This window comes from Alistipes shahii WAL 8301 (assembly GCF_025145845.1).
GTDB classification, from domain to species: Bacteria; Bacteroidota; Bacteroidia; order Bacteroidales; family Rikenellaceae; genus Alistipes; species Alistipes shahii.
Genome location: NZ_CP102253.1, coordinates 3,689,757 through 3,713,685 on the forward strand (window position 1 = coordinate 3,689,757; position 23,929 = coordinate 3,713,685).

20 protein-coding genes and 2 tRNA genes are annotated in these 23,929 nt (G+C 60.3%); 15 read left to right on the top strand and 7 right to left on the bottom strand.

The window, feature by feature from the left end; all coding sequences use genetic code 11:
• Positions 1–446 precede the first annotated feature (446 nt).
• From NQ492_RS15645 to NQ492_RS15660, 4 genes are all read right to left on the bottom strand, one after another.
• Positions 447–532 (bottom strand) — tRNA-Leu (locus NQ492_RS15645).
• A 42-nt stretch (positions 533–574) separates the two neighbouring features.
• The gene (gene miaA, locus NQ492_RS15650; protein WP_015546175.1) at positions 575–1,480 is read right to left on the bottom strand and encodes a tRNA (adenosine(37)-N6)-dimethylallyltransferase MiaA; all 906 of its coding nucleotides are present in this window, start codon (positions 1,478–1,480) and stop codon (positions 575–577) included.
• Positions 1,470–1,985, bottom strand: coding sequence for an IS1096 element passenger TnpR family protein (locus NQ492_RS15655; protein WP_015546176.1), 516 nt, complete (start codon positions 1,983–1,985; stop codon positions 1,470–1,472). The genes miaA and NQ492_RS15655 overlap by 11 nt, the downstream gene beginning before the upstream one ends.
• Before the next feature lie 56 nt (positions 1,986–2,041).
• Entirely contained in the window at positions 2,042–3,028 is a 987-nt protein-coding gene (locus NQ492_RS15660) for an acyl-CoA reductase (protein WP_015546177.1), read from the bottom strand.
• A gap of 94 nt (positions 3,029–3,122) precedes the next feature.
• On the opposite strand from NQ492_RS15660, the gene NQ492_RS15665 reads away from it, so the two are divergent.
• From NQ492_RS15665 to NQ492_RS15675, 3 genes are all read left to right on the top strand, one after another.
• The gene (locus tag NQ492_RS15665; protein WP_015546178.1) at positions 3,123–3,725 is read left to right on the top strand and encodes a nitroreductase family protein; all 603 of its coding nucleotides are present in this window, start codon (positions 3,123–3,125) and stop codon (positions 3,723–3,725) included.
• A 123-nt stretch (positions 3,726–3,848) separates the two neighbouring features.
• A tRNA-Gly gene (locus NQ492_RS15670) sits at positions 3,849–3,921 on the top strand.
• Between the two features lie 179 nt (positions 3,922–4,100).
• Positions 4,101–5,240, top strand: coding sequence for a site-specific integrase (locus NQ492_RS15675; RefSeq protein WP_015546179.1), 1,140 nt, complete (start codon positions 4,101–4,103; stop codon positions 5,238–5,240).
• Between the two features lie 95 nt (positions 5,241–5,335).
• Here NQ492_RS15675 and NQ492_RS15680 read toward each other — a convergent pair whose 3' ends face one another.
• Positions 5,336–6,469 (bottom strand): acyltransferase family protein, encoded by a 1,134-nt coding sequence (locus tag NQ492_RS15680; protein WP_022061629.1) that lies wholly within the window; start codon positions 6,467–6,469, stop codon positions 5,336–5,338.
• Positions 6,470–6,952: 483 nt separating this feature from the next.
• Between NQ492_RS15680 and NQ492_RS15685 the strand changes: the two genes are divergently transcribed.
• The 9 genes from NQ492_RS15685 (at position 6,953) to NQ492_RS15725 (ending at position 16,680) form a co-directional block, all read left to right on the top strand.
• Complete coding sequence (locus tag NQ492_RS15685) at positions 6,953–8,287, top strand: sigma-54-dependent transcriptional regulator (protein ID WP_015546180.1); 1,335 nt, start codon at positions 6,953–6,955, stop codon at positions 8,285–8,287.
• Between the two features lie 171 nt (positions 8,288–8,458).
• Positions 8,459–8,659 (top strand): hypothetical protein, encoded by a 201-nt coding sequence (locus tag NQ492_RS15690; protein WP_044053998.1) that lies wholly within the window; start codon positions 8,459–8,461, stop codon positions 8,657–8,659.
• 6 nt (positions 8,660–8,665) lie between these two features.
• On the top strand, positions 8,666–8,746 hold the full coding sequence (locus NQ492_RS15695; RefSeq protein ID WP_015546182.1) for a potassium-transporting ATPase subunit F: 81 nt from the start codon (positions 8,666–8,668) through the stop codon (positions 8,744–8,746).
• Positions 8,747–8,750: 4 nt separating this feature from the next.
• A complete protein-coding gene (gene kdpA, locus NQ492_RS15700; RefSeq protein ID WP_015546183.1) occupies positions 8,751–10,442 on the top strand; it encodes a potassium-transporting ATPase subunit KdpA in 1,692 nt (563 codons plus the stop codon).
• 13 nt (positions 10,443–10,455) lie between these two features.
• Positions 10,456–12,498, top strand: a complete 2,043-nt coding sequence (gene kdpB / locus NQ492_RS15705) for a potassium-transporting ATPase subunit KdpB (protein ID WP_015546184.1) — start codon at positions 10,456–10,458, stop codon at positions 12,496–12,498.
• Between the two features lie 15 nt (positions 12,499–12,513).
• Positions 12,514–13,083, top strand: coding sequence for a potassium-transporting ATPase subunit KdpC (gene kdpC, locus NQ492_RS15710; protein WP_015546185.1), 570 nt, complete (start codon positions 12,514–12,516; stop codon positions 13,081–13,083).
• A gap of 105 nt (positions 13,084–13,188) precedes the next feature.
• On the top strand, positions 13,189–13,836 hold the full coding sequence (locus NQ492_RS15715) for a TorF family putative porin (RefSeq protein ID WP_044054686.1): 648 nt from the start codon (positions 13,189–13,191) through the stop codon (positions 13,834–13,836).
• 3 nt (positions 13,837–13,839) lie between these two features.
• Entirely contained in the window at positions 13,840–14,961 is a 1,122-nt protein-coding gene (locus NQ492_RS15720; RefSeq protein WP_015546187.1) for a sensor protein KdpD, read from the top strand.
• Between the two features lie 3 nt (positions 14,962–14,964).
• Entirely contained in the window at positions 14,965–16,680 is a 1,716-nt protein-coding gene (locus tag NQ492_RS15725) for a sensor histidine kinase (RefSeq protein WP_022061620.1), read from the top strand.
• 59 nt (positions 16,681–16,739) lie between these two features.
• On the opposite strand, the gene NQ492_RS15730 is transcribed toward NQ492_RS15725, so the two are convergent.
• Positions 16,740–17,312 (bottom strand): L,D-transpeptidase, encoded by a 573-nt coding sequence (locus tag NQ492_RS15730; RefSeq protein WP_083810166.1) that lies wholly within the window; start codon positions 17,310–17,312, stop codon positions 16,740–16,742.
• A gap of 223 nt (positions 17,313–17,535) precedes the next feature.
• Here NQ492_RS15730 and NQ492_RS15735 point away from each other — a divergent pair, with 223 nt between their 5' ends.
• The 3 genes from NQ492_RS15735 to NQ492_RS15745 are packed head-to-tail and all read left to right on the top strand — an operon-like array spanning position 17,536 to position 23,300.
• Positions 17,536–18,801: an efflux RND transporter periplasmic adaptor subunit gene (locus NQ492_RS15735; protein ID WP_015546190.1), complete on the top strand. Its 1,266-nt coding sequence runs from the start codon at positions 17,536–17,538 to the stop codon at positions 18,799–18,801.
• A gap of 6 nt (positions 18,802–18,807) precedes the next feature.
• Positions 18,808–21,906, top strand: coding sequence for an efflux RND transporter permease subunit (locus NQ492_RS15740; protein WP_015546191.1), 3,099 nt, complete (start codon positions 18,808–18,810; stop codon positions 21,904–21,906).
• A complete protein-coding gene (locus NQ492_RS15745) occupies positions 21,903–23,300 on the top strand; it encodes an efflux transporter outer membrane subunit (RefSeq protein WP_022061616.1) in 1,398 nt (465 codons plus the stop codon). Before NQ492_RS15740 ends, NQ492_RS15745 begins: the two co-directional genes overlap by 4 nt.
• A 9-nt stretch (positions 23,301–23,309) precedes the next feature.
• Here the strand turns inward: NQ492_RS15745 and NQ492_RS15750 are convergent, their stop codons facing one another.
• The gene (locus NQ492_RS15750; protein WP_015546193.1) at positions 23,310–23,888 is read right to left on the bottom strand and encodes a Crp/Fnr family transcriptional regulator; all 579 of its coding nucleotides are present in this window, start codon (positions 23,886–23,888) and stop codon (positions 23,310–23,312) included.
• Between the last annotated feature and the right edge of the window lie 41 nt (positions 23,889–23,929).

A 23,929-nucleotide genomic window follows, 5' to 3' on the forward strand; every position in this document is an offset into this window, starting at 1 on the left:
TCGGCACGTATGGTACTTGAATATTGATATGCAACAAGACCTTTTCAAAATGGCTCATATCAAACTTGAAGTCCCGTATCAACTGAACCAAAAGAACCGGAAACAACTCTCATGAGCTTACAATCGTTCCAGAAAGCATATCAAAAGATTTCTCAACTTAACCAGTTCTTGATTAGTATGACATACGGGCTGTTTACCCGTACAGCCGTTAAAATCGAGCTTGGTCATGCTGCAATACCTCAGCTTCTACAATCATCGACAAAATTTGTATTATCAAATATGCTTTATTTTAATTCAACCAACAGGTTACACAATAACAAAAGGGATATCCAACATTTGGTTTTCACATTACAACCATTTCTTCTCTGTGGGGAAAATGCGGGGAAAATCCGAAAATAAAAAATCGCCTAACTTGCCATAATCAACAAATTAAGCGATTTTACTTGTACCCGGAGCCGGGATCGAACCGGCACGGCCATTACTGGCCACAGGATTTTAAGTCCGGCGTGTCTACCGATTCCACCATCCGGGCGCAGTCTTTCGCCGAAAGACGCCGGCAAAAGTACGAAAATATTTACGATTTGCCAAAATCTATGTAATTTATCATCGCCGCATCGTCGTCGGGCCGGAACCAGCGGATTTCCGGATCGCGGCGGAACCAGGTGAGCTGCCGCTTGGCATAGCGGCGCGAATTGCGTTTGATCAGCTCCACGGCCTCGTCATAGCCGATACGCCCGTCGAAGTAATCGAAAAACTCGCGGTAGCCGACCGTCTGCAACGCATTCAGTTCCCGGTAGGGGTACAGCGCCCGCGCCTCGGCTTCCAGACCGTCGGCAAGCATCCGGTCCACCCGGCGGTTGATGCGGTCGTAAAGCTCCTCGCGCGGCAGGTCGACGCCGATTTTCACGATTTCGAACGGACGCGCTCGCCGTATGCCGGTACGCTGCCGGGAGTAGGGCATGCCGGTTTGAAGGCATACCTCCAATGCCCGCACGACACGCGCCGGATTGTTGAGGTCGACAATCCGGTAATACTCCGGGTCCAGCTCCCGGAGCTTCTCGGCAAGCGCTCCGAGTCCCTCCTCCGCCAGCCAGCGATCCATCTCCTCGCGCAGCGATTCGTCGGCCTGCGGCAGGTCGTCCATGCCTTCGCACAACGCCCGGACATACAGCCCCGCGCCGCCGACGGCAACGACGTAATCGTGGCCGGCAAAAAGTTTTTCGAGCCGCGCAAGGGCCTGCACCTCGTATTCCCCGCAACTCAAGTAATCCTTTATATCGTGCGAGGCAATAAAATGATGCTCAACCGCTTGAAGCTGATCGAAAGTGGGCTGCGCCGTGCCGATCGGCATCCCCCGGTAAACCTGCCGGGAATCGGTCGAAAGGATCGGAGCGGCGTAATGGCCGGCCAGACGGATGCTCAAATCCGTTTTGCCCGAACCCGTCGGCCCGACGATGACCAGCAGCCGTTTAGTACTCATCGTCGTAATTATCGTCGCCCTCGAAATCGCTGAATTCGCTCATCACTTCGCCGAAAATCGACCCGTCATCGTCCTCCGCGCGCGTTTTCGACGGATCGTACTGGTCGGGAGCTGCGGCCTGCGCATAGATTTCACGCGGATAGGAAGCGCCCTTCTCGGCCTCGAAGGTTCCGGTAAGTTCCAGAAAATAAGCACGGTCGCCGAACATGTCGAAGAGATAGATCAGACGGTCGCGGCGGTTGTGGATGACCTGGCCGAGCGTTACGCTCTCCATCGCCGCGGGAGCGTCCCCGGAGCCGTCGTCCATCTCCACGCTCGTAAATTCGCGTTGCTTCTCCCAGCGGTCGTCGGCCGTGAAGAACGAAGCCATACAAGGCTCATAATCAAGCGACTGAAGGATGAAATCATGGAAATCGAGCAGCGTCATGTCGTACATCGCCTCGTAATCGCGCACGAAATTATCGTTTTCGTCGCTCAACATCCGGAATCGGAAAACCATCGACATTGCAGTAGTATTTTTAGAATATTGTTTCGTTACGACACCAAATATAACACTTTTTGTCAATCCAACGCCGCAAGCCACGCAAGAACGTCGCGGTCGTCGGGATAATCGGTCAGGGCCGGAGACTGTGCGCAGCCGAAACCGGCGCGGCGGCTGTGGGGGAGACACCCGGTGACGACGCATTGCAGTTCACCGTCATGCCCGGCAAGCCATGCGGCCACTTCGTCCAACGTCGCGTAATGCGCATAGGCGATCCGGCTCAACGCCGCCGGAAAGGCGCATTGCTCGACAGCCACGGCGCATCCCAGATCGACAAACGGCCGTCCCTGCATTTCCAGCAAGGCGCGCTGCTGCCTGTAATTGTTTATATATTTATCGTTTACAGGCGGTATTTGAAGCGCAGGTTCATATCCTTCCGGCGCGAAAATCAGCGACACGCTGCGACACCCCAGCCCGGAATAGGCCCAGATGTCGTCGGCCAGTCCGGCAAGCTGTTCCGGCGTCTCGCGCCCCGAAAGCACGGCTACCGACTGGCGGCTGCCCCGCAGCAGGGAGGGAATGCCGGCGTAATGCGCCCGGAAATAGCGGTTGGCGTTGTCGCTGCCGGTGGCGATCACGGCGTCGACGGGCGACGTTCCGTCGTACAGGCGGACCGGCGCGGAAGGGTCGATTTCGCGCAGCAGCCCCACGACATGTTCCATCAGCACGGAATCCTTGGCGGAGGGCTTCACGAGGCAGCCGTGGCCGCTCACAAGCACGCACAGCAGGTCGAAAAAACCGACGAGCGGGATATTTCCGGCCATGACGACCAGCACGCGCCGCGGCTCCGCAACCGGAAGGGCAGGGTAGTCAGCCAGCCACGCTTCGAGCTTTTCGCGTTGCAGCATGTCGCAGGCGATCGCGCGCACCGCACGACGGATGTCGGCGGGCGTAAACCAGCCGTTGACACGGCAGGCGGAGTCAATGACCGCGCGCGTCGCATCGTCATCGCCGAAACCGAGCAGGCGCGCGCCCAATGCGGAAAATGTTTTGATCATGTTTTTCATGGCTACAAAGATACTATTTCACGTTGTAATCCGCACATTTTTCCAAAAGTTGTGCTATTTTTGCAAAAGGGCATACAATAACATGTCAACGACTATGGAGAGAAATTTGAAAGACGCGCTGCAACACCGGCGCAGTTATTATGAACTGACCCCCGAATCCCCGATCGACGACGCAAAGATCGAGGAAATCATTCATTTTGCGATACGACACATCCCGTCGGCCTTCAACTCGCAGTCGACGCGGCTGGTGCTCCTGTTGCACGAACAGCACAAAGCGTTCTGGGAGATCGTGAAACGGACCCTGCAAGCCATCGTTCCCGCAGAGGCGTTCGTCGCCACGGAGCAGAAGATCGACCGCAGTTTCGCATCGGGATACGGCACGGTGCTCTACTACGAGGATACGACCGTCGTGCGGAAACTGCAGGAACAGTTCCCGACCTATGCGGACAATTTCCCGATCTGGTCGGAGCACACCTCGGCCATGCACCAGCTGGCGGTATGGACGATGCTCGAAGACGCCGGGTTCGGCGCGTCGCTCCAGCATTACAACCCGCTCATCGACAAAGAGGTGCGCGAACGATGGGATCTGCCCGCAGCGTGGCGGCTGATCGCCCAGATGCCGTTCGGAGCGCCGGGCGGAGAGCCGCAGGAAAAGAGTTTCAAGCCCTGGGAAGAGCGCATACGGATATTCAAATAGAAGCTCCCGTAGAAGCTCCCGGCGGCAGGCATATCGTAAAAAAAATTGCAGAATACATTGGAAAAATTTGGAGTTTCGAATTTTTTAGTTACCTTTGCACTCGCAATTACGAAACATGCTTTTGCGGAAATAGCTCAGTTGGTAGAGCGCAACCTTGCCAAGGTTGAGGTCGCGGGTCCGAGTCCCGTTTTCCGCTCTTCGAAAACGAGTGATAATCAATGAATTATCGCTCGTTTTTCTTTTTACGGGTGCGAAATGAAACTCCCCGTAATGCCTTTTTTGCGCCGTTTTCCGAAGAATGTTTTACCATTTGTTTAACCATGTTTTACGGCGGCAAAACACCGTTCGCGCTTGTCTGCATAATGCCGCAACATTATGAGTGTCAGCATTAATGCCATTTGCAGAAAAGACCGCATCAATCAAAACCGCACCACGAACATCTACCTGCGTTTTACCGTCAATCGCCGCAGCCGTTATGTAAGCACGGGAATCAATATCCCTGCCGACGATTGGGATTTCGACACCCAGACGCTTAAAACCCAAAATCCCGCCGTTCAGCTACGGATTTACGAGCAAATCGAGAAATACGACAAGCGCATCAAACGGCTCGAAGCGTTGGAGGTCCCCGTAACGCTGGACAATGTGCTGGAAACCGACGGACGGAGGGTTTATTGCACGATAGCCGAATATTTCCGCCGCACGATTACACAGTTGGAATCGGTGGGTAAAATCGGCTCGGCATCGAAACACAAGGTCACGTTTTCACTCCTGCAACAATTCCGCTCGACCAATATCCGTTTCGACGAAATTACGGTTGGCTACCTGCGTGATTTCGAACTGTTCCTTATGAAAAAGGGGAACAAGAGCAATTCGATAGCCACGAAATTCAGCGTTCTGAAAGCCGTCTATAACAAGGCTCTTGCCGAGGGGATTTTCACCACGCCGCACAGTCCGTTTCTGCAATTCAAAATCGGACGGTTGTGGACAGCCACCCGCAAACGCGCCATCCGCAAGGAGGAGGTGCAACGGCTGATGCAAGCGGAGATACCCGCCGACGGTTCGGCCTATCTGGATTTCGCACGGGACATTTTCCTGTTTTCGTACCTCTCGGCAGGCATCAATTTTAAGGACATCGCCACCTTGCGCTACTGCGATATGGACGAGGAAAGAATCTACTATGCCCGCCACAAAACCAGCAAGGAGATGACCTGCCACCTCTCGGAACAGTCGAAAGCGATTATCGGCAAATACGCCAAATCCGACCATGCGGACGAGGATTATATTTTCCCGATACTCGACCGCCGCATACACAAGACCGAGCAACAGATTTACGACCGAGTGCGCAAGGTGCTGAAACATGTGAACAAGGCCCTGCACGAGTGGAGCCGATTATTGGGGCTGAAAATCGAACTGACTACCTATGTCGCTCGGCACACGTTCGCAACGGTCTTGAAGCGTTCGGGAGTGAATATTGCCATCATTTCCGAATCGCTCGGTCATTCCGATTTATCGTGAAGGAACTGTAAATTTTGGCGAAAATGAAAAAGATAAAATATTAAGAGCTGTGTGTCAACATTGCACACACCTCTTTTGGTCTTAAAAAACAGTGTCTATTTCTCCCTGCGCAAAAAGCGGTCGGTCAGGAACCGGCGCACAGGCTCGTCGTAGAGTTTCAGACAGAGATAAGCCAATATCACAGAACCCGCGACGAGCGCCAGGGCGCCGGGCAGGGACTCCGTGAAGGTGAGGTTTTCGTTCTTGACCCAGGCATAATAGAGGTAGATGAAAGGGTAGTGCACCATGTACAGCGGGTAGGAAATATCCCCCAGAAATTTGCAGACCCGGGTCGTCACCCGGTCCGTCGTCTTTCCCGAAGCCCCGAGACAGACGAGCAGCGGAAAGAGGACTACGGCGCACAGGGTGTCGTACAGCCCGTTCATCCACAAATGTTCGCTTCCCCCGATGCGCGGCACGGAAAGTAGCGTCACGATCGCCAGGGCGCAGATCCAGAACGCGCCCCGAATCCGCACGGGCTTGAACACACGCGAAAGCAGCAGTCCGGCCGAGAAGGCGAACAGCAGGCGCAGAGAGCCGCCGAGCATGTTGTCCCCGTCCATGGCGAACCCGACGCAGATGTCGCCGAGGGGTCCCCAGACGGCGAACGCCGCCAACCCGCAGCCGGCGAGCAGCACCAGCACGGAAAGCGCCCGGGTCGGAAGCTTACGGATGAAGAGAGCGTAGAGGACATTGCCGATATACTCGAAAAACAGCGACCAGCTCGGGCCGTTGAGCGGATACATTTCACCCAGCCCTCTGATTTCGGAACCGGGCGTCGCCGGAATCAGCAGCGCGTTCAGCAGCGTGGCCGTCAGCAGCATGGATAGGGACACCGCCGAGACATCCCAGACGGAACAGCCCTGAAAATAGAACATGACGGCCCCGATCACGGCCCCCATGACGACCATCGGATGCAGACGGATCAACCGCCGCTTGAGAAAATCCTTTACCGACATCTTTTTCTTCCAGCGGTCGTCGTAGGCGTAACCGATGACGAAACCCGAAAGTATGAAGAAAAAATCGACGGCCAGATAGCCGTGGTTGATCCGCTGGTCGAGATGGCTGGTCGCATAGGCTTCGAACAGATGGAACCAGACGACCATGATCGCCGCTACGCCGCGCAATCCGTCGAGTATGTCGTAGTGCGGTTTGGTGTCTGCAAATGCAGCTGATGAGATTTTTGACATCGGCTTTCGTATGTTTGGGAGAAGTAAAGATCGTAAAGAGCCGGACGGATGTCAAACCGGATACACCCGGTTCGGCGGAGCCTTCCGACTGAAAATTGTCGTTCCGGCCCCAAAGATACTAAAATATAGCCGCTTTCAAAACGGAAACGGGGAGCCATTTTGTCCAGGCTCCCCGTTTTCGGATTTTCCGCGGCTTGCGGGCGTCAGGAATTCACCTGCACCACCTGCTTCCAGTCCAGCTTTCCGGGTCTCCTCCAGCGAAATTCCCTTCACGGTGGCCGGGACCCCGATGCCCGCCAGGCCGCAAAGCGTGGGGTAGAGGTCGTACAGGTAACAGTAGGCATCGCGCACGGTGTTCTGCGGGATTCCGGCCCGAAATCGGGGGCGGCAACTATTCAAAAAACAACAAAATCCGGTCATACCGCAGCGGCGCAAGCCGAAAATGTCTTACCTTTGCCCGAAAGAACGGAACGAGCGAACGACATGGCGAAAATTCTGATCATCGACGATGAAGAGCAGCTGCGGCGGCTGATGGCGCGGATCATCGGGCTGGAAGGTTACGAGGTGGCCGAGGCTCCGGACTGCTCTTCGGGGATGAAAACGCTCCGCCGGTACGACCCCGACGTGGTGCTGTGCGACGTCAAGCTGCCCGACGGCAACGGCGTCGAGATGGTCAGCCGCATCAAGGAGGCCGCTCCGGCCACCGAAGTGATCCTGCTGACGGCCTACGGCAATATCCCCGACGGTGTGCAGGCCATCAAGAACGGCGCCTTCGACTACATCACCAAAGGCGACGACAACAACAAGATCCTGCCCCTGCTGAGCCGGGCCGCCGAAAAGGCCGAAATGCAGCGGCGGCTGACCCGCATCGAGAACAAGCTCTCCGAAGAGCACTCCTTCGACCGGATCGTCGGTGACTCGGAGGTCCTGCGCCGGGCCGTGGACCTGGCCCGCAAGGTCGCCGTCACCGACACTTCGGTGCTGCTCACCGGCGAGACGGGAACCGGCAAGGAGGTCTTCGCGCAAGCCATCCACCACGCCAGCCGCCGGGCGAAGGGGGCTTTCGTGGCGATCAACTGCTCGGCTTTCTCGCGCGAACTGCTCGAAAGCGAACTGTTCGGCCACCGGGCCGGCAGTTTCACGGGCGCCGCCAAGGACAAGAAGGGCCTTTTCGAGGAGGCCGACAAAGGCACGCTATTCCTCGACGAGATCGGGGAGATGCCCGTCGAATTGCAGGCCAAACTGCTCCGCGTGCTCGAAAGCGGCGAATTCATCAAGATCGGCGAAACACGCCCCACACGGGTTGACGTGCGCCTGATCGCCGCCACGAACCGCGACCTCGAAAAGGAGATCGCCGCCGGGAATTTCCGCGAGGACCTCTATTTCCGCCTCTCGGTGTTCCGCATCCACCTTCCCTCGCTGCGCGAGCGGCCCGGCGACATCGCCGGATATATCCGCGTCTTCGCGGCGCAGTTCGCCGACAAAATGGGACGTCGCATCGACTCGATCGACGCCGACTACATCGCCGCTCTCGAACGCCACACGTGGCACGGCAACGTCCGCGAACTGCGCAACGCCGTGGAGCGCAGCATGATCATGGCCGACGGCAACCGGCTCACGGCCGACTGCCTCGCGCCCGAATTCCACGCGGCGGCCGGCTCCGCCGACCCCGATTCGCTGGCGCTCGACGACCTCGAACGCCGCCACATTCTCCGGGTGCTGGAACACACCCGGGGCAACAAGGCCGAAGCCGCCCGCCTGCTGGGCATCGGCATCGCCACGCTATACCGCAAACTCGACGGCTACGGGGTGAAATAAGCCCCTCACCGTCTCATTCCGAGAGGGCCGCCCTATCAAAATGATAAGGCGGCCCTCTTTTTCGGCGCCCATACCTATCCGGCAAACAACTGCCTGTCAACGCATTGAATCCGGAGCATAAATTCCGGCATCCCCTTCGTATGCTTACGGGCAACAAACCCCGACGGCAAAATGGCAATCGTTATCCTCCTACTGATTTTCTGCGGCGCAATGCTGCTGCTGGACCTGATGCTGTGCGGGTTCGTGAAAAAATGTCTAATTCAAAAAAACGAAGAGATGAATGAAATCATGCTGTTCCTGCTGCTCTGCGCCCTGGGTGCGCTGTGCTACGGATTCTATTTCAAATGTGTGGATTGGTTCGAAAAGATCTGACGCCCTATGTTTACAAGTCTCCTTATCCTGAGCATCCTCGGATTCGTCTATCTAATGTACGTGCTCGTCAAACCCGAAAAATTCTGAACCGATGAATACCGAAATTTCAGGCGTAATCCTGCAATGGACCCTTCTGGTGACGCTCTGCTACCCGCTGGGGCGTTACATTGCCAAAGTCTACCGCGGCGAACGCACGTGGCTCGACTTCATGGCTCCCGTCGAACGGGCCATCTACCGCTTCTGCGGCATCGACCCGGCCGTGGAGATGAACTGGAAACAGTTCCTCAAAGCGCTCCTGACGGTCAACCTCTTCTGGTTCTTCTGGGGCATGCTGCTGCTGGTCTTCCAGGGCTGGCTGCCGCTCAACCCCGACGGCAACCCGGGACAGTCGCCCGACCTGGCGTTCAACACCTGCATCTCGTTCATGGTCAACTGCAACCTCCAGCATTACAGCGGCGAGACGGGCCTGTCCTACTTCACGCAGCTGTTCGTCATCATGCTCTTCCAGTTCGTCACCGCCGCCTGCGGCATGGCCGCCATGGCCGGAATGATGAAGGCGCTGGCGGGCAAAACGAAGAAGACCATCGGCAACTTCTGGGTCTTCCTCACCCGGAGCGTGACGCGCATCCTGCTGCCGCTGTCGCTCGCCGTCGGCATCCTGCTCGTCATCAACGGCACGCCGATGTCCTTCGACGGCAAGCAAACGCTCACGACGCTCGAAGGCACCGAGCAGGTCATCTCGCAGGGTCCCACCGCAGCCATCGTGCCCATCAAACAGCTGGGAACCAACGGCGGCGGCTACTTCGGAACCAACTCGGCGCACCCGCTCGAAAACCCCAACGCCTTCACCAACATCCTCGAATGCTGGTCGATCCTGATCCTGCCCATGGCGATGGTCTTCGCCTTCGGGTTCTACACGCGCCGACGCAGTCTCGCGACATGGATTTTCGGCGTGATGCTCCTGGCCTATACCGCAGGCGTCGTCCTCTCCGTCTGGCAGGAGACGGGCGGCAGCCGGCAGATCGACGGCATGGGCATCTCGCAGGAGCTCGGTTCGATGGAGGGCAAGGAGATCCGCATCGGCTCGGCCGCATCGGCCATGTGGGGCATGACGACCACCGTCACGTCGAACGGTTCGGTCAACTCGATGCACGATTCGCAGACCCCGTTGAGCGGCATGCTCCAGATGCTCAACATGCAGATCAACTGCTGGTTCGGCGGCGTGGGAGTAGGGTGGATGAACTATTTCGCATTCCTCATCATCGCCGTCTTCATCAGCGGACTGATGGTGGGCCGCACGCCGGAGTTCCTCGGCCGGAAAGTCGAGGCGCGCGAGATGAAGATCGCCACGCTGGTCGTGCTGCTGCATCCCTTCCTGATCCTCGTCGGCACGGGCATCTCGGCCGCCGTGGCCGCCGCGAACCCCGAAATAGGGTGGCTGAACAACCCCTCGTTCCACGGATTGAGCGAAATGCTCTACGAATACACCTCCTCGGCGGCCAACAACGGCTCGGGATTCGAGGGACTGGCCGACAACACGCCGTTCTGGAACATCTCGACGGGCATCGCCCTGATCATGGGCCGCTACTTCCCGATCGTGGGACAGGTCGCCATAGCCGGACTGCTGGCGTCGAAGAAGTGCATTCCCGAGAGCGCCGGCACGCTCCGCACCGACACGGGAACCTTCTCGCTGATGACCTTCGCCGTCATCATCATCGTTGCGGCCCTCTCGTTCTTCCCCGCGCTGGCGCTGGGTCCCATCGCCGATTACCTGACCTTCTAATCCTGTTACCGCTATGAAACGAAACAAAAATAACTCGCTTTTCGATCCTGTCCTGCTGCGCCGGAGCCTTCGCGCTTCGTTCACGAAACTCGACCCGCGGCAGATGATCAAGAACCCGATCATGTTCACCGTCGAGGCCGTCACCTTCGCCATGCTGCTGCTGATCGTCCGGATCGCCGTGACGGGCGACACGTCGCAGGGTTCGCTGCTCTACAACCTCGTGATTTTCGCCGTACTTCTCTTAACGGTGCTCTTCGCCAACTTCGCCGAGGCCATCGCCGAAGCCCGCGGCAGGGCGCAGGCCGACTCGCTGCGCAAAACCCGCGAGGAGACCCCCGCCAAACGCATCGAACCCGACGGACAGTCGCACATCGTCAGCAGTTCCGAACTGAAGCAGGGCGACCTGTTCGAGTGCGTCGCGGGCGACACCGTCGCCGCCGACGGCGAGATCGTCGAGGGCCTGGCGTCGATCGACGAAAGCGCCATCACGGGCGAATCGGCCCCGGTGATCCGCGAGGCGGGCGGCGACAAAAGCTCCGTCACGGGCGGCACGAAGGTCCTCTCCGACCGCATTCTCGTGAAAGTCACCGCACGGCCCGGCGAGAGTTTCCTCGACCGGATGATCGCCCTGGTCGAAGGCTCCTCGCGCCAGAAGACGCCCAACGAAATCGCGCTGACGATCCTGCTGGCCGGGTTCACGCTCGTTTTCGTCATCGTCTGCGCCACGCTCAAGCCCTTCGCCGACTATGTGGGGGCCAATATCACCGTCGCGGCGTTCATCTCGCTGTTCGTCTGCCTGATCCCGACCACCATCGGCGGCCTGCTGTCGGCCATCGGCATCGCCGGCATGGACCGCGCACTGCGGGCCAACGTCATCACCAAGTCGGGCAAGGCCATCGAGACCGCCGGCGACATCGACACGCTGCTCCTGGACAAGACCGGCACCATCACCATCGGCAACCGCAAGGCCACGCGCTTCCATCCCGCCGACGGCATCGCCCCCAAGGCTTTCGTGCGCATGTGCGTGCTCTCGTCCGTCGCCGACCCGACCCCCGAAGGCAAATCCGTCGTCGAGCTGGGCGCCGCCGAAGGGGTCCGCACCGACCCGGTGGCGATGGTCGGCGTGCGGATGGTGAAATTCACCGCCGAAACCAAGTGTTCGGGCGTCGACATGCCCGACGGACGCCGCATCCGCAAGGGAGCCGCCGAAGCGATCTTCCGCATCGCCGCCGAGCACGAAAACCCCTGCCCGGCCGGAATCGCAGCCACCGTGCGCACCATCTCCGAGAACGGCGGCACACCGCTCATAGTCTGCGAAAACGAACGGATCATGGGCGTCATCGAGTTGCAGGACATCATCAAGACGGGCATCCGCGAACGCTTCGAGCGGCTGCGCCGGATGGGCGTGAAGACCGTGATGGTCACGGGCGACAATCCGCTGACGGCCAAATACATCGCCGAGAAGGCAGGCGTCGACGACTTCATCGCCGAAGCACGTCCCGAGGACAAGCTCGAATACATCCGCCGCGAACAGCAGTCGGGCAAGCTGGTGGCCATGATGGGCGACGGCACGAACGACGCCCCGGCGCTGGCGCAGGCCGACGTGGGCGTGGCCATGAACAGCGGCACGCAGGCCGCCAAGGAGGCGGGCAACATGGTCGACCTGGACAACGACCCCACGAAGCTGATCGAGATCGTCGAGATCGGCAAACAGCTGCTGATGACGCGCGGCACGCTCACGACCTTCTCCATCGCCAACGACGTCGCGAAGTACTTCGCCATCGTCCCGGCGCTGTTCATCGCCTCGATTCCGTCGCTCGGCGCGCTGAACGTCATGCACCTCCACTCGCCCGAAAGCGCCATTCTCTCGGCGGTGATCTTCAACGCCCTGATCATTCCGCTGCTCATCCCGCTGGCCCTGCGCGGCGTGACCTACAAACCGATCGGGGCCTCGGCCCTGCTGCGCCGCAACCTCTTTATCTACGGACTCGGCGGCGTGATCGTCCCGTTCGTCGGCATCAAACTGATAGACATGTTAATAAGCGTATTCTTTTAAAGCATTGCTTCAACTATGAAAAACCTTTGGATTTCACTCAAAATAACGCTGGCGATGTGTATCGTGCTCGGCGTGGGATATGTCCTCGTGCTGCGCGGCGTGTCGGCCGTCGCAGGCCCCAACGGCGGAGAGGCCGACGTGGTAACGCTCGACGGACAGGTCGTCGGCGCGGCGAACGTGGGGCAGCGGTTCACCGATGTCCGCTATTTCTGGAGCCGTCCCTCGGCCGTGGACTACAACGGCGGCGGTTCGGGCGGCAGCAACAAGGCTACGACCAACCCCGAGCACCTCGCCGGGGTGGAACAGCGCGTGCAGGACTTTCTCGCGGCGCATCCCTACCTCTCGCGTGCGGAGGTTCCCGCCGAGATGGTCACGGCCAGCGGCTCGGGCCTCGACCCCGACATCTCGCCCCGCGGGGCGCAGGCGCAGGTGCGCCGCGTAGCCGAGGCCCGCGGGCTGGACATCGCTACGGTACGGCATCTGGTCGACTCGCTGACCCAAAAATCGTGGCTGGGGCTTTTCGGCACGGAGAAGGTCAATGTGCTGCGCCTGAACGTCGCTTTGGAAGAACTGAACGAAAACTAATCGCAAACCATGAAAATAGATAAAAAGATGAAACGCTGGGTATTCATTCTGATCGCCGCTTTGGCAATCTTTCTGACCGCCGACCTCTGCGCCCGGGAGCGCGGGGTGAAATTCTCGGGCGGAACCGACCTGGTGAGCACCTACGTATGGCGCGGCGTCCGCGAAAGCGGCCCGGCTTTCCAGCCGTCGCTGACGATGAGCGCCGGAAACTTCTCGGCGACGGCCTGGGGTTCGGTCGATTTCGACAGCGCCTACAAGGAGATGGACCTCACGCTGGCCTACGCGCTCGGACCCGTGACCCTTTCGGTGGCCGACCTCTACTGGACCGGACACGCCGACGACCGCTATTTCGTCTTCGACAGCCGTTCGCCCCACCGCATCGAGGTGGGCGCCAGCTGGGTCGTTTCGGAAAAGGTCCCCGTCACGCTGTCGTGGTACACGGTTCTCTTCGGCGCGGCCGACGTGAACCACAAGGGCGAACGCGCCTATGCCTCGTATTTCGAGGCGGCCTGCCCGTTCACGGTGAAGACCGTCGACATGAAGGCCGGCGTGGGCATGGTTCCCAGGAACGCCGCCGCGACCTACCTCACCGGAGACCGCGGGTTCTGCGTGCAGAACGTCTTCCTCAATGCCGGAAAATCATGGACCATCAAAGGGACGGATTCGATGTCGGTCGGCGTTTTCACCAACCTGATCTGGAATCCGGCCCTGGACGACGTTAACTTTGTGGGAGGCATCTCCTTCCGGATGTAACCGATGGAGAGGCAGGACAGCGTTCAGCGGTTTCTGGAACTGATCCGGCGTTCGCACCGCGGCAAGTTCAAGGTCTACATCGGCATGAGCGCCGGCGTGGGCAAGACCTGCCGCATGCTGCAAGAGGCCCGCCAGCTGCTCGACGCGGGCGTCGACGTCCGCATCGGCTACATCGAAACGCACGGCCGCGCCGGAACGGAAGCCCTTGTCGAAGGGCTTCCGCTCGTGCCGCGCCGCAGACTCTTCTACAAGGGCAAGGAACTGGAGGAGATGGACACGCAGGCCATCGTCAACCTCCGCCCCGAGATCGTCGTCGTGGACGAACTGGCCCACACCAACATCGAGGGGAGCGAAAACCCCAAGCGGTGGCAGGACGTGATGCAGATTCTCGACGCAGGGATCAGCGTCATTTCGGCCGTCAACATCCAGCATATCGAGGGGCTGAACGAGGTCGTCGAGGAGATCACGGGCATCGAGATCCGCGAGCGGGTCCCGGACAGCGTGCTGGCGATGGCCGACGAGGTGGTGAACATCGACCTCACGGCCGACGAACTGATCGAACGGCTGAAAGCCGGAAAGATCTACCGCCCCGACAAGATCGCCGCGGCGCTCGGCAACTTCTTCACGCAGGACAACCTGCTGCAACTGCGCGAACTGGCGCTGAAAGAGGTGGCGCTGCGCGTGGAGAAGAAGGTGGATAGCGAGGTGACCGGTTCCGAAACCTTCCGGCGCGACAAACTGCTGGCCGTGATCGACTCCTCCGAAAAACGCGCCCGCCGGGTCATCCGCAAGACGGCGCGCATGGCCACGCACCTGAACGCCGCCTTCACGGTGCTCTACGTGCAGGGCGACCGCGAGGCCGACGACCGCATTCCGCTGGCCCGGCAGCGTTACCTGATCAACAACCTGAACCTCGCCACGGAACTCGGCGGCGAGGTCCGCCGCATACGCTCGAACTCCCCGGTGGAGAGCATCGCCGGAGTGTGCCGGGAGCAAAAAATAAACATCGTCTGCATCGGGCGTCCCGAATTTTCACTATTTTCGCTGTTGAAAAGCGCAATCCGCCTGCGGCGTCTGACCGTCCGGCTGTCGCGCATGAACATCGACCTTTTCATTTTTTCATAAGCCATGAGAATACAAAGGAGAATCACCCTGGGCATCGGCATTCTTTTCACCATGATCCTGCTGCTGGGCATCCAGTCGGTCGGCTACGTCCGCCAGCTGTCGCGGGCGACGGGAACCATCCTCGCCGACAACTACAACTCGCTGCAATACGCCGGGGAGATGCTGCGGTCGCTCAACGACATCGGGCAGGATTCCATATCGCGGCACGCCCTGCGCGAAAACCTCGCCCTGCAACAGCAGAACATCACCGAGATCAGCGAGAAGGAGACCACCGCGGCGCTCGAACGCCACGTCGCTTCGCTGAGCGACCCGGTCACCGAAGCCGAAATCCGGACCGTGCGCGAAGACCTGTTCCGGATCATGGAGCTGAACATGGCGGCCATCCGCGCCAAGAGCGCCGGGGTGGAGCAGCGCGCCGACTACGCCATGTGGTGGCTGATCGCCGTCGCCGCGCTCTGCGCCCTGATCGCCGGGGGCATCCTCGTCTGGTTCCCGCAGTCAGTGCTGCGTCCGATCGACGCGCTGAAAAAGGGGATCACCCAGATCGCCAACCACAACTACCGGGAACGGCTCGATTTCCCGGGCAACCGCGAGTTCGAATCCGTCGCCGAGTCGTTCAACGACATGGCCGCCAAACTCGACGAATACCGCCGCAGTTCGCTCGACGACCTGATGACCGCCAAAAAGCGCATCGAGGCGATCGTCGACACGCTGCACGAGCCGATCGTGGGGCTGGGTCCCGACCGCAGAATCCTCTTTATGAACCGCGAGGCGTTCTCGGTGCTGAACCTCCGGGAGGACGCCGTCGGACGCGACGCCGCCGAAGTGGCGCTGTCGAACGACCTGCTGCGGCGGCTCGTCCGGGGAGTGAACGACACGGAGAAGGACGCCGACAAGGAGCCGCTGAAAATCTACGCCGACAACAAGGAGAGTTATTTCCAGGTGGAGAACACGCCGCTCTACATCACTCCCGTCGGCGGGCGCGAACAGCAGTTCGTCGGCAACCTGATCGTCCTGAACAACGTCACCCGCTTCAAGGAGCTGGACTCCGCCAAGACCAACTTCATCTCGACCGTCTCGCACGAAATGAAAACCCCGATTTCGTCGATCCTGATGAGTTTGCAGCTGCTCGGCGACGACCGGCTGGGAACGCTGAACGGCGAGCAGAAACAGCTCGTCACGAGCATCAAGGAAAGCAGCGACCGCCTGCTTTCGATCACGGGCGAACTGCTGAACATGACCCAGATCGAGACCGGCAAACTTAAACTGATACCTAAAGTAACCAAGCCTATCGAACTGATAGACTACGCCGTAAAGGCTACGCAGGTTCTGGCCGAGAGGTTCTGCTGTTTCGTCGAGGTGGACTATCCCGAAAAGATCTCGAAACTCTTCGTCGACAACGAGAAGATCGCCTGGGTCATCACCAACCTGCTGTCGAACGCCATCCACCATTCGCCCGAACGGTCGCGCATCATCGTCGGCGCCGTACAGCGCGAAAAGGCGGTCGAGATCTACGTCCAGGACTTCGGGCGCGGCATCGACCCGCGTTACCACAAGAGCATCTTCGAGCGCTATTTCCGCGTCCCGGGAACCAAGGTGCAGGGCAGCGGGCTGGGGCTGGCCATCTCGAAGGAGTTCGTCGAAGCGCACGGCGGCACGATCTCGGTCGAGAGCGAAATCGGCCGCGGCAGCCGCTTCTCGATTCTGCTCCCGGCCTGAAAAACTACCCGCCGCCCGCTTCGGAGACTGTTCGGAGCGCCGCGAACAGACGAAATTCCTTACTCCGTCTGCGCCATCAGCCGGGGTCCTGCCTTGACGGCGGCGGGAAAGCGGCAGGGCACGGCGCTGTCCGCCTCGGAGGTAAGGATCACGACCGGCATACCGACGTAGACATACTTTTTCACCAATTCGAGCAAATCGCTATTGTTCAACCGGACGCACCCTTCGGTTGCACGCGTGCCGATCGAGGCGGGATCGTGGGTTCCATGGATACCGATGCCGCAGTGACCGGGCGTCTTCAGACGGATGAAATGCGAACCGTAGGCCCCTCTGATCTCCCCCTTACCGTCGCCAAAATCGTGCGTCCATGCGCTTGCGTCCTGAATCTGCTGGACGGAGAAAAGCCCTTCGGGCGTCTTCATATCACCCGGCTTCTCCTTGTTGCCCAGCGCCCGTCCGCAGGCAATGGGATAGACGGCCCGCAGGCAGCTGTTGAAATCGTAAACCGCAAGAGTCATCGACTCCTTGCAGACAGCAATAAATGCCGCCCCCGAAGGCGGCGTCTGCTGTGCACGTACGTCGACGGCGCAGAACAGCGCACATGCAAAAAAGGTACATAAGATTGTTTTCATAAGTGCAAAGATACGATTTCCCGGAGAAAATCCGCGGCATCGGCCCGGAAAGTCACAGGCTGTCTTCCGAAAAGACACCAATAGCCTCCGTATGAACAAAAACAGGAATTCCGGCATCATATTCGCCTAACTTTTACGTTTAAATAGCATATCGGCGAAAAAATCGTATTTTTGCGCCGATATACCGGGATACCAGGCAAACAATTCCGGATTTGGAAACAACATGAAACTATCACACGAGAAAATCGTGCAGCAGGCGGCCCGCGCCGGCCGCCGTACGCTACAACTCGGCGAAGAGGCGGGCGGCAGAATCCGCCGTCTGTCGAAACGCTCCTGGCTGATCCTGGCCGGAATAGCCGTATTGACTGTCGGAGGGCTTTGGTGGTGGCTGCGCCCCGAACCCGTAAAACCCATATTGCCCGTGGTCCAGGTCGAGCCTGCCGAAACCGACGACATCGAACTCTACGGCGAATACGTGGGACGCATCCGCGCCCAGCAGTTCGTCGAAATCCGCGCCCGGGTGGAGGGCTTCCTCGAAAAAATGCTTTTCGAGGAGGGAACCTACGTCAAGAAGGGGCAGCCGCTGTTCATCATCGACCCCAAGCTCTACGAAGCCCGGGTAAACAAGGCGAAGGCACAGCTGAACAAAGACAAGGCTCTGGAACTCAAGGCCGACCGCGACCTGAAACGCATCCGCCCGCTCTACGAGCAGAACGCCGCGAGCCAACTGGACCTCGACAACGCCATCGCCTCCTACGAAAGCGCCACGGCCTCCGTGGCGATGAGCGAGGCCGACCTCACGCAGGCCGAAACCGCTTTGAGCTACACGACCGTCAGTTCGCCGCTGTCGGGCTATATTTCCGAGCGCAGCGTCGACATCGGCACGCTCGTAGGTCCCAACGGCAAATCGCTGCTGGCGACGGTGGTCAAGAGCGACACCGTGCGCGTGGACTTCAGCATGACGGGACTCGACTACCTCAAAAGCAAGGCCCGCAACGTCAACCTGGGTCAGAAGGACTCCACCCGCAAGTGGGACCCCTACATCACCATCACGCTGGCCGACAACACCCAGTATCCGCTGCGCGGACTGGTCGACTTCGCCGATCCGCAGGTCGACCCCGAAACGGGAACCTTCTCCGTGCGCGCCGAAATGGCCAACCCCGACCGCATTCTGCTGCCGGGACAGTTCACGAAGGTGCGCCTGCTGCTCGACGTGCGCGAAGACGCCACGGTCGTGCCGACCAAGTCGGTCGTCATCGAGAAGGGCGGCGCCTACATCTTCGTCATACGGCCCGACAGCATCGCCGAACGCCGTCTGATCGAACTCGGCCCCGAGGTCAACAACCGGGTGATCGTCGAACGCGGCGTCGTTCCCGGCGAGAAGATCGTCGTGGAGGGTTTCCACAAACTGACGCACGGCGACAAGGTCGCCCCCGTGCCGGTCCCCGAAAAAAGCAGTGCAACCGAGACGGAGGCGTCTGAAAAATAGCGAGCCATGAAATCGGATTTCTTTATCGACCGGCCCGTGTTTTCAACCGTCCTGTCGGTGGTCATCGTGATCGTCGGCCTGTTAGGACTGGTGATGCTCCCCGTGGACCAGTATCCGCGCATCGTGCCCCCGGTGGTCAAGATCTCGGCCTCCTATCCGGGAGCCAGCGCCCAGACCGTGACGCAGGCCGTGGCGACGCCCATCGAACAGGAGCTGAACGGAACCCCCGGCATGCTCTACATGGAGTCGACGAGCAGCAACTCGGGAGGTTTCTCCGCCACCGTGACCTTCGACATCGACACAGACGCCGACCTGGCGGCCGTCGAGATTCAGAACCGCGTGAAGCAGGCCGAGGCGCGCCTCCCGGCCGAAGTCATCCAGAACGGCATCTCGGTCGAAAAGCAGGCTTCGAGCCGGCTGATGACCATCACGCTGCTGTCGAACGACCCCAAGTTCGACGAAATATACCTTTCGAACTACGCCACGCTCAACGTGCTGGACATGTTGCGCCGCGTGAAGGGCGTCGGCAGCGTCTCGAACGTCGGCAGCCGCTACTACGCCATGCAGATATGGGTGCAGCCCGACCGGCTGGCCAACCTCGGGCTGACGGTGCAGGACCTGCAAAAGGCCCTCAAGGACCAGAACCGCGAATCGGCGGCGGGCGTACTGGGCCAGCAGCCCATCACGGACCTCGACGTCACGATCCCGATCACCGCCCGCGGACGCCTTTCGTCGGTGGGCGAATTCGAGGAGATCGTCGTCCGCGCCAACCCCGACGGATCGCTCATCCGCCTGCGCGACGTGGCGCGCATCTCGCTCGAAGCCTCGTCGTACAGCACCGAGAGCGGCATCAACGGCGGCAATGCGGCCGTGATGAACATCAACATGCTGCCGGGCGCCAACGCCATGGAGGTGGCGCGCTCGGTGCGCGAGACGATGGAGGAGATCAGCCGCAGCTTCCCCGAAGGCATCTCCTACAAGATACCGTTCGACATGACCTCCTACATCTCGCAGTCGATCAGGGAGGTCTACCACACGCTGTTCGAAGCCCTGCTGCTGGTGATCCTCGTGGTTTTCCTCTCGCTGCAAAACTGGCGCGCGACGCTCATCCCGACCATCGCCGTGCCGATCTCGCTGATCGGTACGTTCGGCGTGATGCTGGCATTCGGATTCTCGCTCAACATGATGACCCTGCTGGGCCTGATCCTGGCCATCGGCATCGTCGTGGACGACGCCATCGTGGTGGTGGAGGCCGTCGAGCGCATTATGAACGAGGAGGGGCTATCGCCCTACGAAGCCACGAAAAAGGCCATGAGCGGACTGGGCAGCGCCATCATCGCCACATCGCTGGTGCTGTGCGCCGTGTTCGTTCCCGTGAGCTTCCTTTCGGGCATCACCGGCCAGCTCTACCGCCAGTTCACCATCACGATCGCCGTGTCGGTGCTGATCTCGACGTTCGTGGCCCTGACCCTCTCGCCGGCCCTCTGCGCCCTGATCCTGCGTCCCGATTCGGGCAAGCGGAAAAACCGCCTCTTCCGCCGCATCAACATCTGGCTGGGCAGCGGAACGAAGTTCTACGAGCGGATGATCCGCGGCGGCGTGCGCCACTCGAAACGCATGCTGGCGCTGTTCGGACTGACTCTCGTGGCGCTGTGGGCGCTCAACAAGATCGTACCCCAGAGCTTCATGCCGCAGGAGGACCAGGGCTATTTCACCGTCGAGCTGGAACTTCCGGAAGGAGCCACGCTCGAACGCACGCGCCGCGTGACAGACCGCGCCATGAAGTACCTGATGTCGCTCGAAGACGTGGAATATGTGCTCAACGTCACCGGATCAAGCCCCCGCGTGGGCACCAACCAGTCACGCAGCCAGTTGACGGTGATCCTCAAACCGTGGGAGGAGCGCAAAAGTTCGAACATCCGCCGGCTGATGAACGACATCCGCGAGGAGATGCGCCGTTATCCCGAAAGCAAGGTCTACCTCTCGACGCCGCCCGTCATTCCGGGACTGGGCGCCTCGGGCGGGTTCGAAATGGTGCTCGAAGCCCGCGGCAACGCCTCGTACGGCGACCTTCAGCGGGCCGTGGACACGCTGCTGCACTACGCCTCGAAGCGCAAGGAGCTGACGGGACTCTCGTCGTCGATGCAGAGCGACATCCCGCAGCTCTATTTCGACGTGGACCGCGACAAGGCCCAGATGCTCGGCGTCCCGATGGCCGACATCTTCTCGACGATGAAGACCTTCACCGGATCGGTCTACGTCAACGACTTCAACATGTTCAACCGCATCTACCGCGTCTATATCCAGGCCGAAGCCCCGTACCGGGCGCAGCGGGAAAACCTCGGGCTGTTCTTCGTCCGGGGCGCCGACAAGGCGATGATTCCCATCACGGCGCTCGGCACGACCTCCTACACCACGGGACCGGGCACGATCCGCCGCTTCAACATGTTCAACGCGGCGACCATCTCGGGCGAGGCGGCGCAGGGATACAGTTCGGGGCAGGCCATGGCCATACTCGAACAGATCGCACGCCGCCACCTGCCGTCGACGATCGGCGTCGAGTGGAGCGGACTTTCCTATCAGGAAAAGCACGTCAGCGGCCAGACGGGCTACGTGCTGGCGCTGGCCTTCCTCTTCGTCTTCCTGTTCCTCGCGGCGCAGTACGAGAGCTGGCTGATCCCCGTGGCGGTGATCCTCTCGCTGCCGATCGCCGGCATCGGCGCCTACCTGGGCAACTGGGCCTGCGGACTGGAGAACAACATCTATTTCCAGATCGGACTGGTGATGCTGGTGGGTCTGGTGGCCAAGAACGCCATCCTGATCGTCGAGTTCGCCAAGGACGAGGTCGAAAAGGGCCGCGACATCCTCACGGCCGTCATCCTGGCCGCGCGCCTGCGCTTCCGGCCCATCGTCATGACCTCGCTGGCCTTTATCCTCGGCATGCTACCGCTGGTCTTCGCCAGCGGACCCGGGTCGGCCAGCCGCCAGGGCATCGGCACGGGCGTTTTCTTCGGCATGCTCGTGGCGATCACCGTGGGCATCGTCTTCGTACCGCTCTTCTTCGTCTGGGTTTACAAACTGAAAGAAAAATGGACAACACGATGAAACGAAGCGCAACATATCTCCTCGGAGTGCTTCTGCTGCTCGCGGCGGGAAGCTGCTCCGTGCAGAAGAAGTGCAAGGCTCCGCAGCTCGACATGCCCGCGGAGATCGTCGCCGGGCAGAGCGACACGCTGACGCTGAGCGACCGGAAGTGGTGGGAGGTCTACACCGACACGACGCTCTGCCGGCTGATCGGCCGCACGCTCGACCGCAACCGCAACATGCTCTCGGCCGAAGCGCGCATCCGCCAGCTGGAGGAGCTTTACCGCGTAAGCAAGGCGGCCCGGCTGCCGTCGCTGGGCGGGCTGGCCGCTGCCGACTACGAGACCAACGACTACTACGGCGAAGCGCACAAGGGCGACGCCGAGTTCGACGTGAAAGCCACCTTGAGTTGGGAGGCCGACCTGTGGGGCAACCTGCGCTGGGCCAAGCGCAAGGGCGCGGCCGAATACCTCGCCTCGGTCGAGGCGGCGCGCGCCATGCAGATGACGCTCGTGGCGGAGGTCGCCACGGCCTACTTCGAGCTGGTGGCTCTGGACCACGAACTGGGCGTCGTACGCCGCACGGTGGAGACCCGCGAGGAGAGCGTGCGTCAGGCGAAACTGCGTTTCGAAGGAGGACTGACCTCCGAAACGGCCTACCAGCAGGCGAAGGTTGAGCTGGCGAGCGCCTCGGCGCTGATTCCCGACCTCGAACTGCGCATCGCCCAGAAGGAGAACCAGATTTCGGTGCTCGCGGGCGACTATCCCTCGCGCGTGGCGCGCTCGAAGATGGACATGAACGTCCGGATGCCCGACTCGCTGCCCGTGGGCCTTCCTTCGACGCTGCTGCAACGCCGTCCCGACGTGCGGCAGGCCGAGCAGAACCTCAAGGCGGCGATGGCCTCGGCGGGCATGGCCTATGCCGACCGGTTCCCGCGGCTGACGATCTCGCTGACGGGAGGGCTCGAAAACGACGCGCTCAAGGGACTCATCAATTCGCCCTTCTCCTACGCCGCCGGCAACCTCACCGCGCCGCTGTTCGCCTTCGGATCGAAGCGTGCGAAATACCGCGCGGCGCTGGCGGCCTACGACCAGGCGCGGCTGGCCTACGAACAGAAAGTGCTGGAGGTTTTCCGCGAAGTGAACGACGCCGTGACGGCCTACCGCAACATGCGCAGGACGGCCGAACTGAAATTCAACCTCAAGGAGGCGGCCCGGCAATACGTCGTGCTGGCCAAATTGCAGTATATCAACGGCGTGATCCGCTACATCGACGTGCTCGACGCCCAGCGGAAGTTCTTCGACGCACAGGTCGAGGAGAGCAAGGCGGTGCGCAACGAGCACCTCGCGCTCGTGGGGTTGTACAAGGCCCTCGGGGGCGGGTGGCAGCCGTCGGATGCCGAAAAAAAGGGTTGACCGTGATGGTCAACCCTTTTTCTTCCCCAGTTTGGCCCGGATGCGGCTCAACGACTGCGGCGTGATCCAGAGGTAGGAGGCGATGTGCTTCAGCGGCACGTATTGCAGCAGTTCGGGGCTTTCCTCCATCAGCGTCCGGTAGCGCTCCTCGGCCCGCGGAGCGCCGCCCGAGAGCATCCAGTTTTCGAGCGCCAGGAACTGCTCCTCGAAAAGCCTCCTCCCGAAATTGGCCGCTCCGGCCGATCGGGCGAAAAAGGCCTCCAGGTCGGCTTTGGAGATGCCGTAAAGTTCGGCGTCGCACATCGCCTCGATGGAGATTTTCGAAACCTCGTTGCCCACGTAACCCCACGTCGAAAAGAGCGCCTCGCCCTCGCCGGCGAACCAGACCGAGACATCCGCGCCGTCGTCGAGATAGTGTCCCAGCCAGATGCCGCGGCTCACGACGTAGAAATCGGAATTCCGCTCGCCCTGACGGACGACGCACTCCCCCTTGCAGAACACGCGCCGTTCCATCAGCCCGATCAGCCGCAGGCAGTCCGCCGCGGGCAGGTTGTATTTCCTGCTGAATTTCTCGATAAACGCCTCCATGCCTTACAGGTTTGAGGCCGTAAAGATAGCACAAAAAACAA

What these genes read in the sequence shown, in the direction of transcription:
- NQ492_RS15675 (WP_015546179.1), top strand. Translation starts at nt 4,101, where the DNA reads ATGAGTGTCAGCATTAATGCCATTTGCAGAAAAGACCGCATCAATCAA.
- NQ492_RS15740 (WP_015546191.1), top strand. Translation starts at nt 18,808, where the DNA reads ATGAAATCGGATTTCTTTATCGACCGGCCCGTGTTTTCAACCGTCCTG.
- miaA (WP_015546175.1), bottom strand. Translation starts at nt 1,480, where the DNA reads ATGAGTACTAAACGGCTGCTGGTCATCGTCGGGCCGACGGGTTCGGGC.
- NQ492_RS15690 (WP_044053998.1), top strand. Translation starts at nt 8,459, where the DNA reads ATGGCAATCGTTATCCTCCTACTGATTTTCTGCGGCGCAATGCTGCTG.
- NQ492_RS15750 (WP_015546193.1), bottom strand. Translation starts at nt 23,888, where the DNA reads ATGGAGGCGTTTATCGAGAAATTCAGCAGGAAATACAACCTGCCCGCG.
- NQ492_RS15745 (WP_022061616.1), top strand. Translation starts at nt 21,903, where the DNA reads ATGAAACGAAGCGCAACATATCTCCTCGGAGTGCTTCTGCTGCTCGCG.
- NQ492_RS15680 (WP_022061629.1), bottom strand. Translation starts at nt 6,469, where the DNA reads ATGTCAAAAATCTCATCAGCTGCATTTGCAGACACCAAACCGCACTAC.
- NQ492_RS15720 (WP_015546187.1), top strand. Translation starts at nt 13,840, where the DNA reads ATGGAGAGGCAGGACAGCGTTCAGCGGTTTCTGGAACTGATCCGGCGT.
- kdpB (WP_015546184.1), top strand. Translation starts at nt 10,456, where the DNA reads ATGAAACGAAACAAAAATAACTCGCTTTTCGATCCTGTCCTGCTGCGC.
- NQ492_RS15665 (WP_015546178.1), top strand. Translation starts at nt 3,123, where the DNA reads ATGGAGAGAAATTTGAAAGACGCGCTGCAACACCGGCGCAGTTATTAT.
- kdpA (WP_015546183.1), top strand. Translation starts at nt 8,751, where the DNA reads ATGAATACCGAAATTTCAGGCGTAATCCTGCAATGGACCCTTCTGGTG.
- NQ492_RS15695 (WP_015546182.1), top strand. Translation starts at nt 8,666, where the DNA reads ATGTTTACAAGTCTCCTTATCCTGAGCATCCTCGGATTCGTCTATCTA.
- NQ492_RS15655 (WP_015546176.1), bottom strand. Translation starts at nt 1,985, where the DNA reads ATGTCGATGGTTTTCCGATTCCGGATGTTGAGCGACGAAAACGATAAT.
- NQ492_RS15660 (WP_015546177.1), bottom strand. Translation starts at nt 3,028, where the DNA reads ATGAAAAACATGATCAAAACATTTTCCGCATTGGGCGCGCGCCTGCTC.
- NQ492_RS15730 (WP_083810166.1), bottom strand. Translation starts at nt 17,312, where the DNA reads ATGAAAACAATCTTATGTACCTTTTTTGCATGTGCGCTGTTCTGCGCC.
- NQ492_RS15685 (WP_015546180.1), top strand. Translation starts at nt 6,953, where the DNA reads ATGGCGAAAATTCTGATCATCGACGATGAAGAGCAGCTGCGGCGGCTG.
- NQ492_RS15725 (WP_022061620.1), top strand. Translation starts at nt 14,965, where the DNA reads ATGAGAATACAAAGGAGAATCACCCTGGGCATCGGCATTCTTTTCACC.
- kdpC (WP_015546185.1), top strand. Translation starts at nt 12,514, where the DNA reads ATGAAAAACCTTTGGATTTCACTCAAAATAACGCTGGCGATGTGTATC.
- NQ492_RS15735 (WP_015546190.1), top strand. Translation starts at nt 17,536, where the DNA reads ATGAAACTATCACACGAGAAAATCGTGCAGCAGGCGGCCCGCGCCGGC.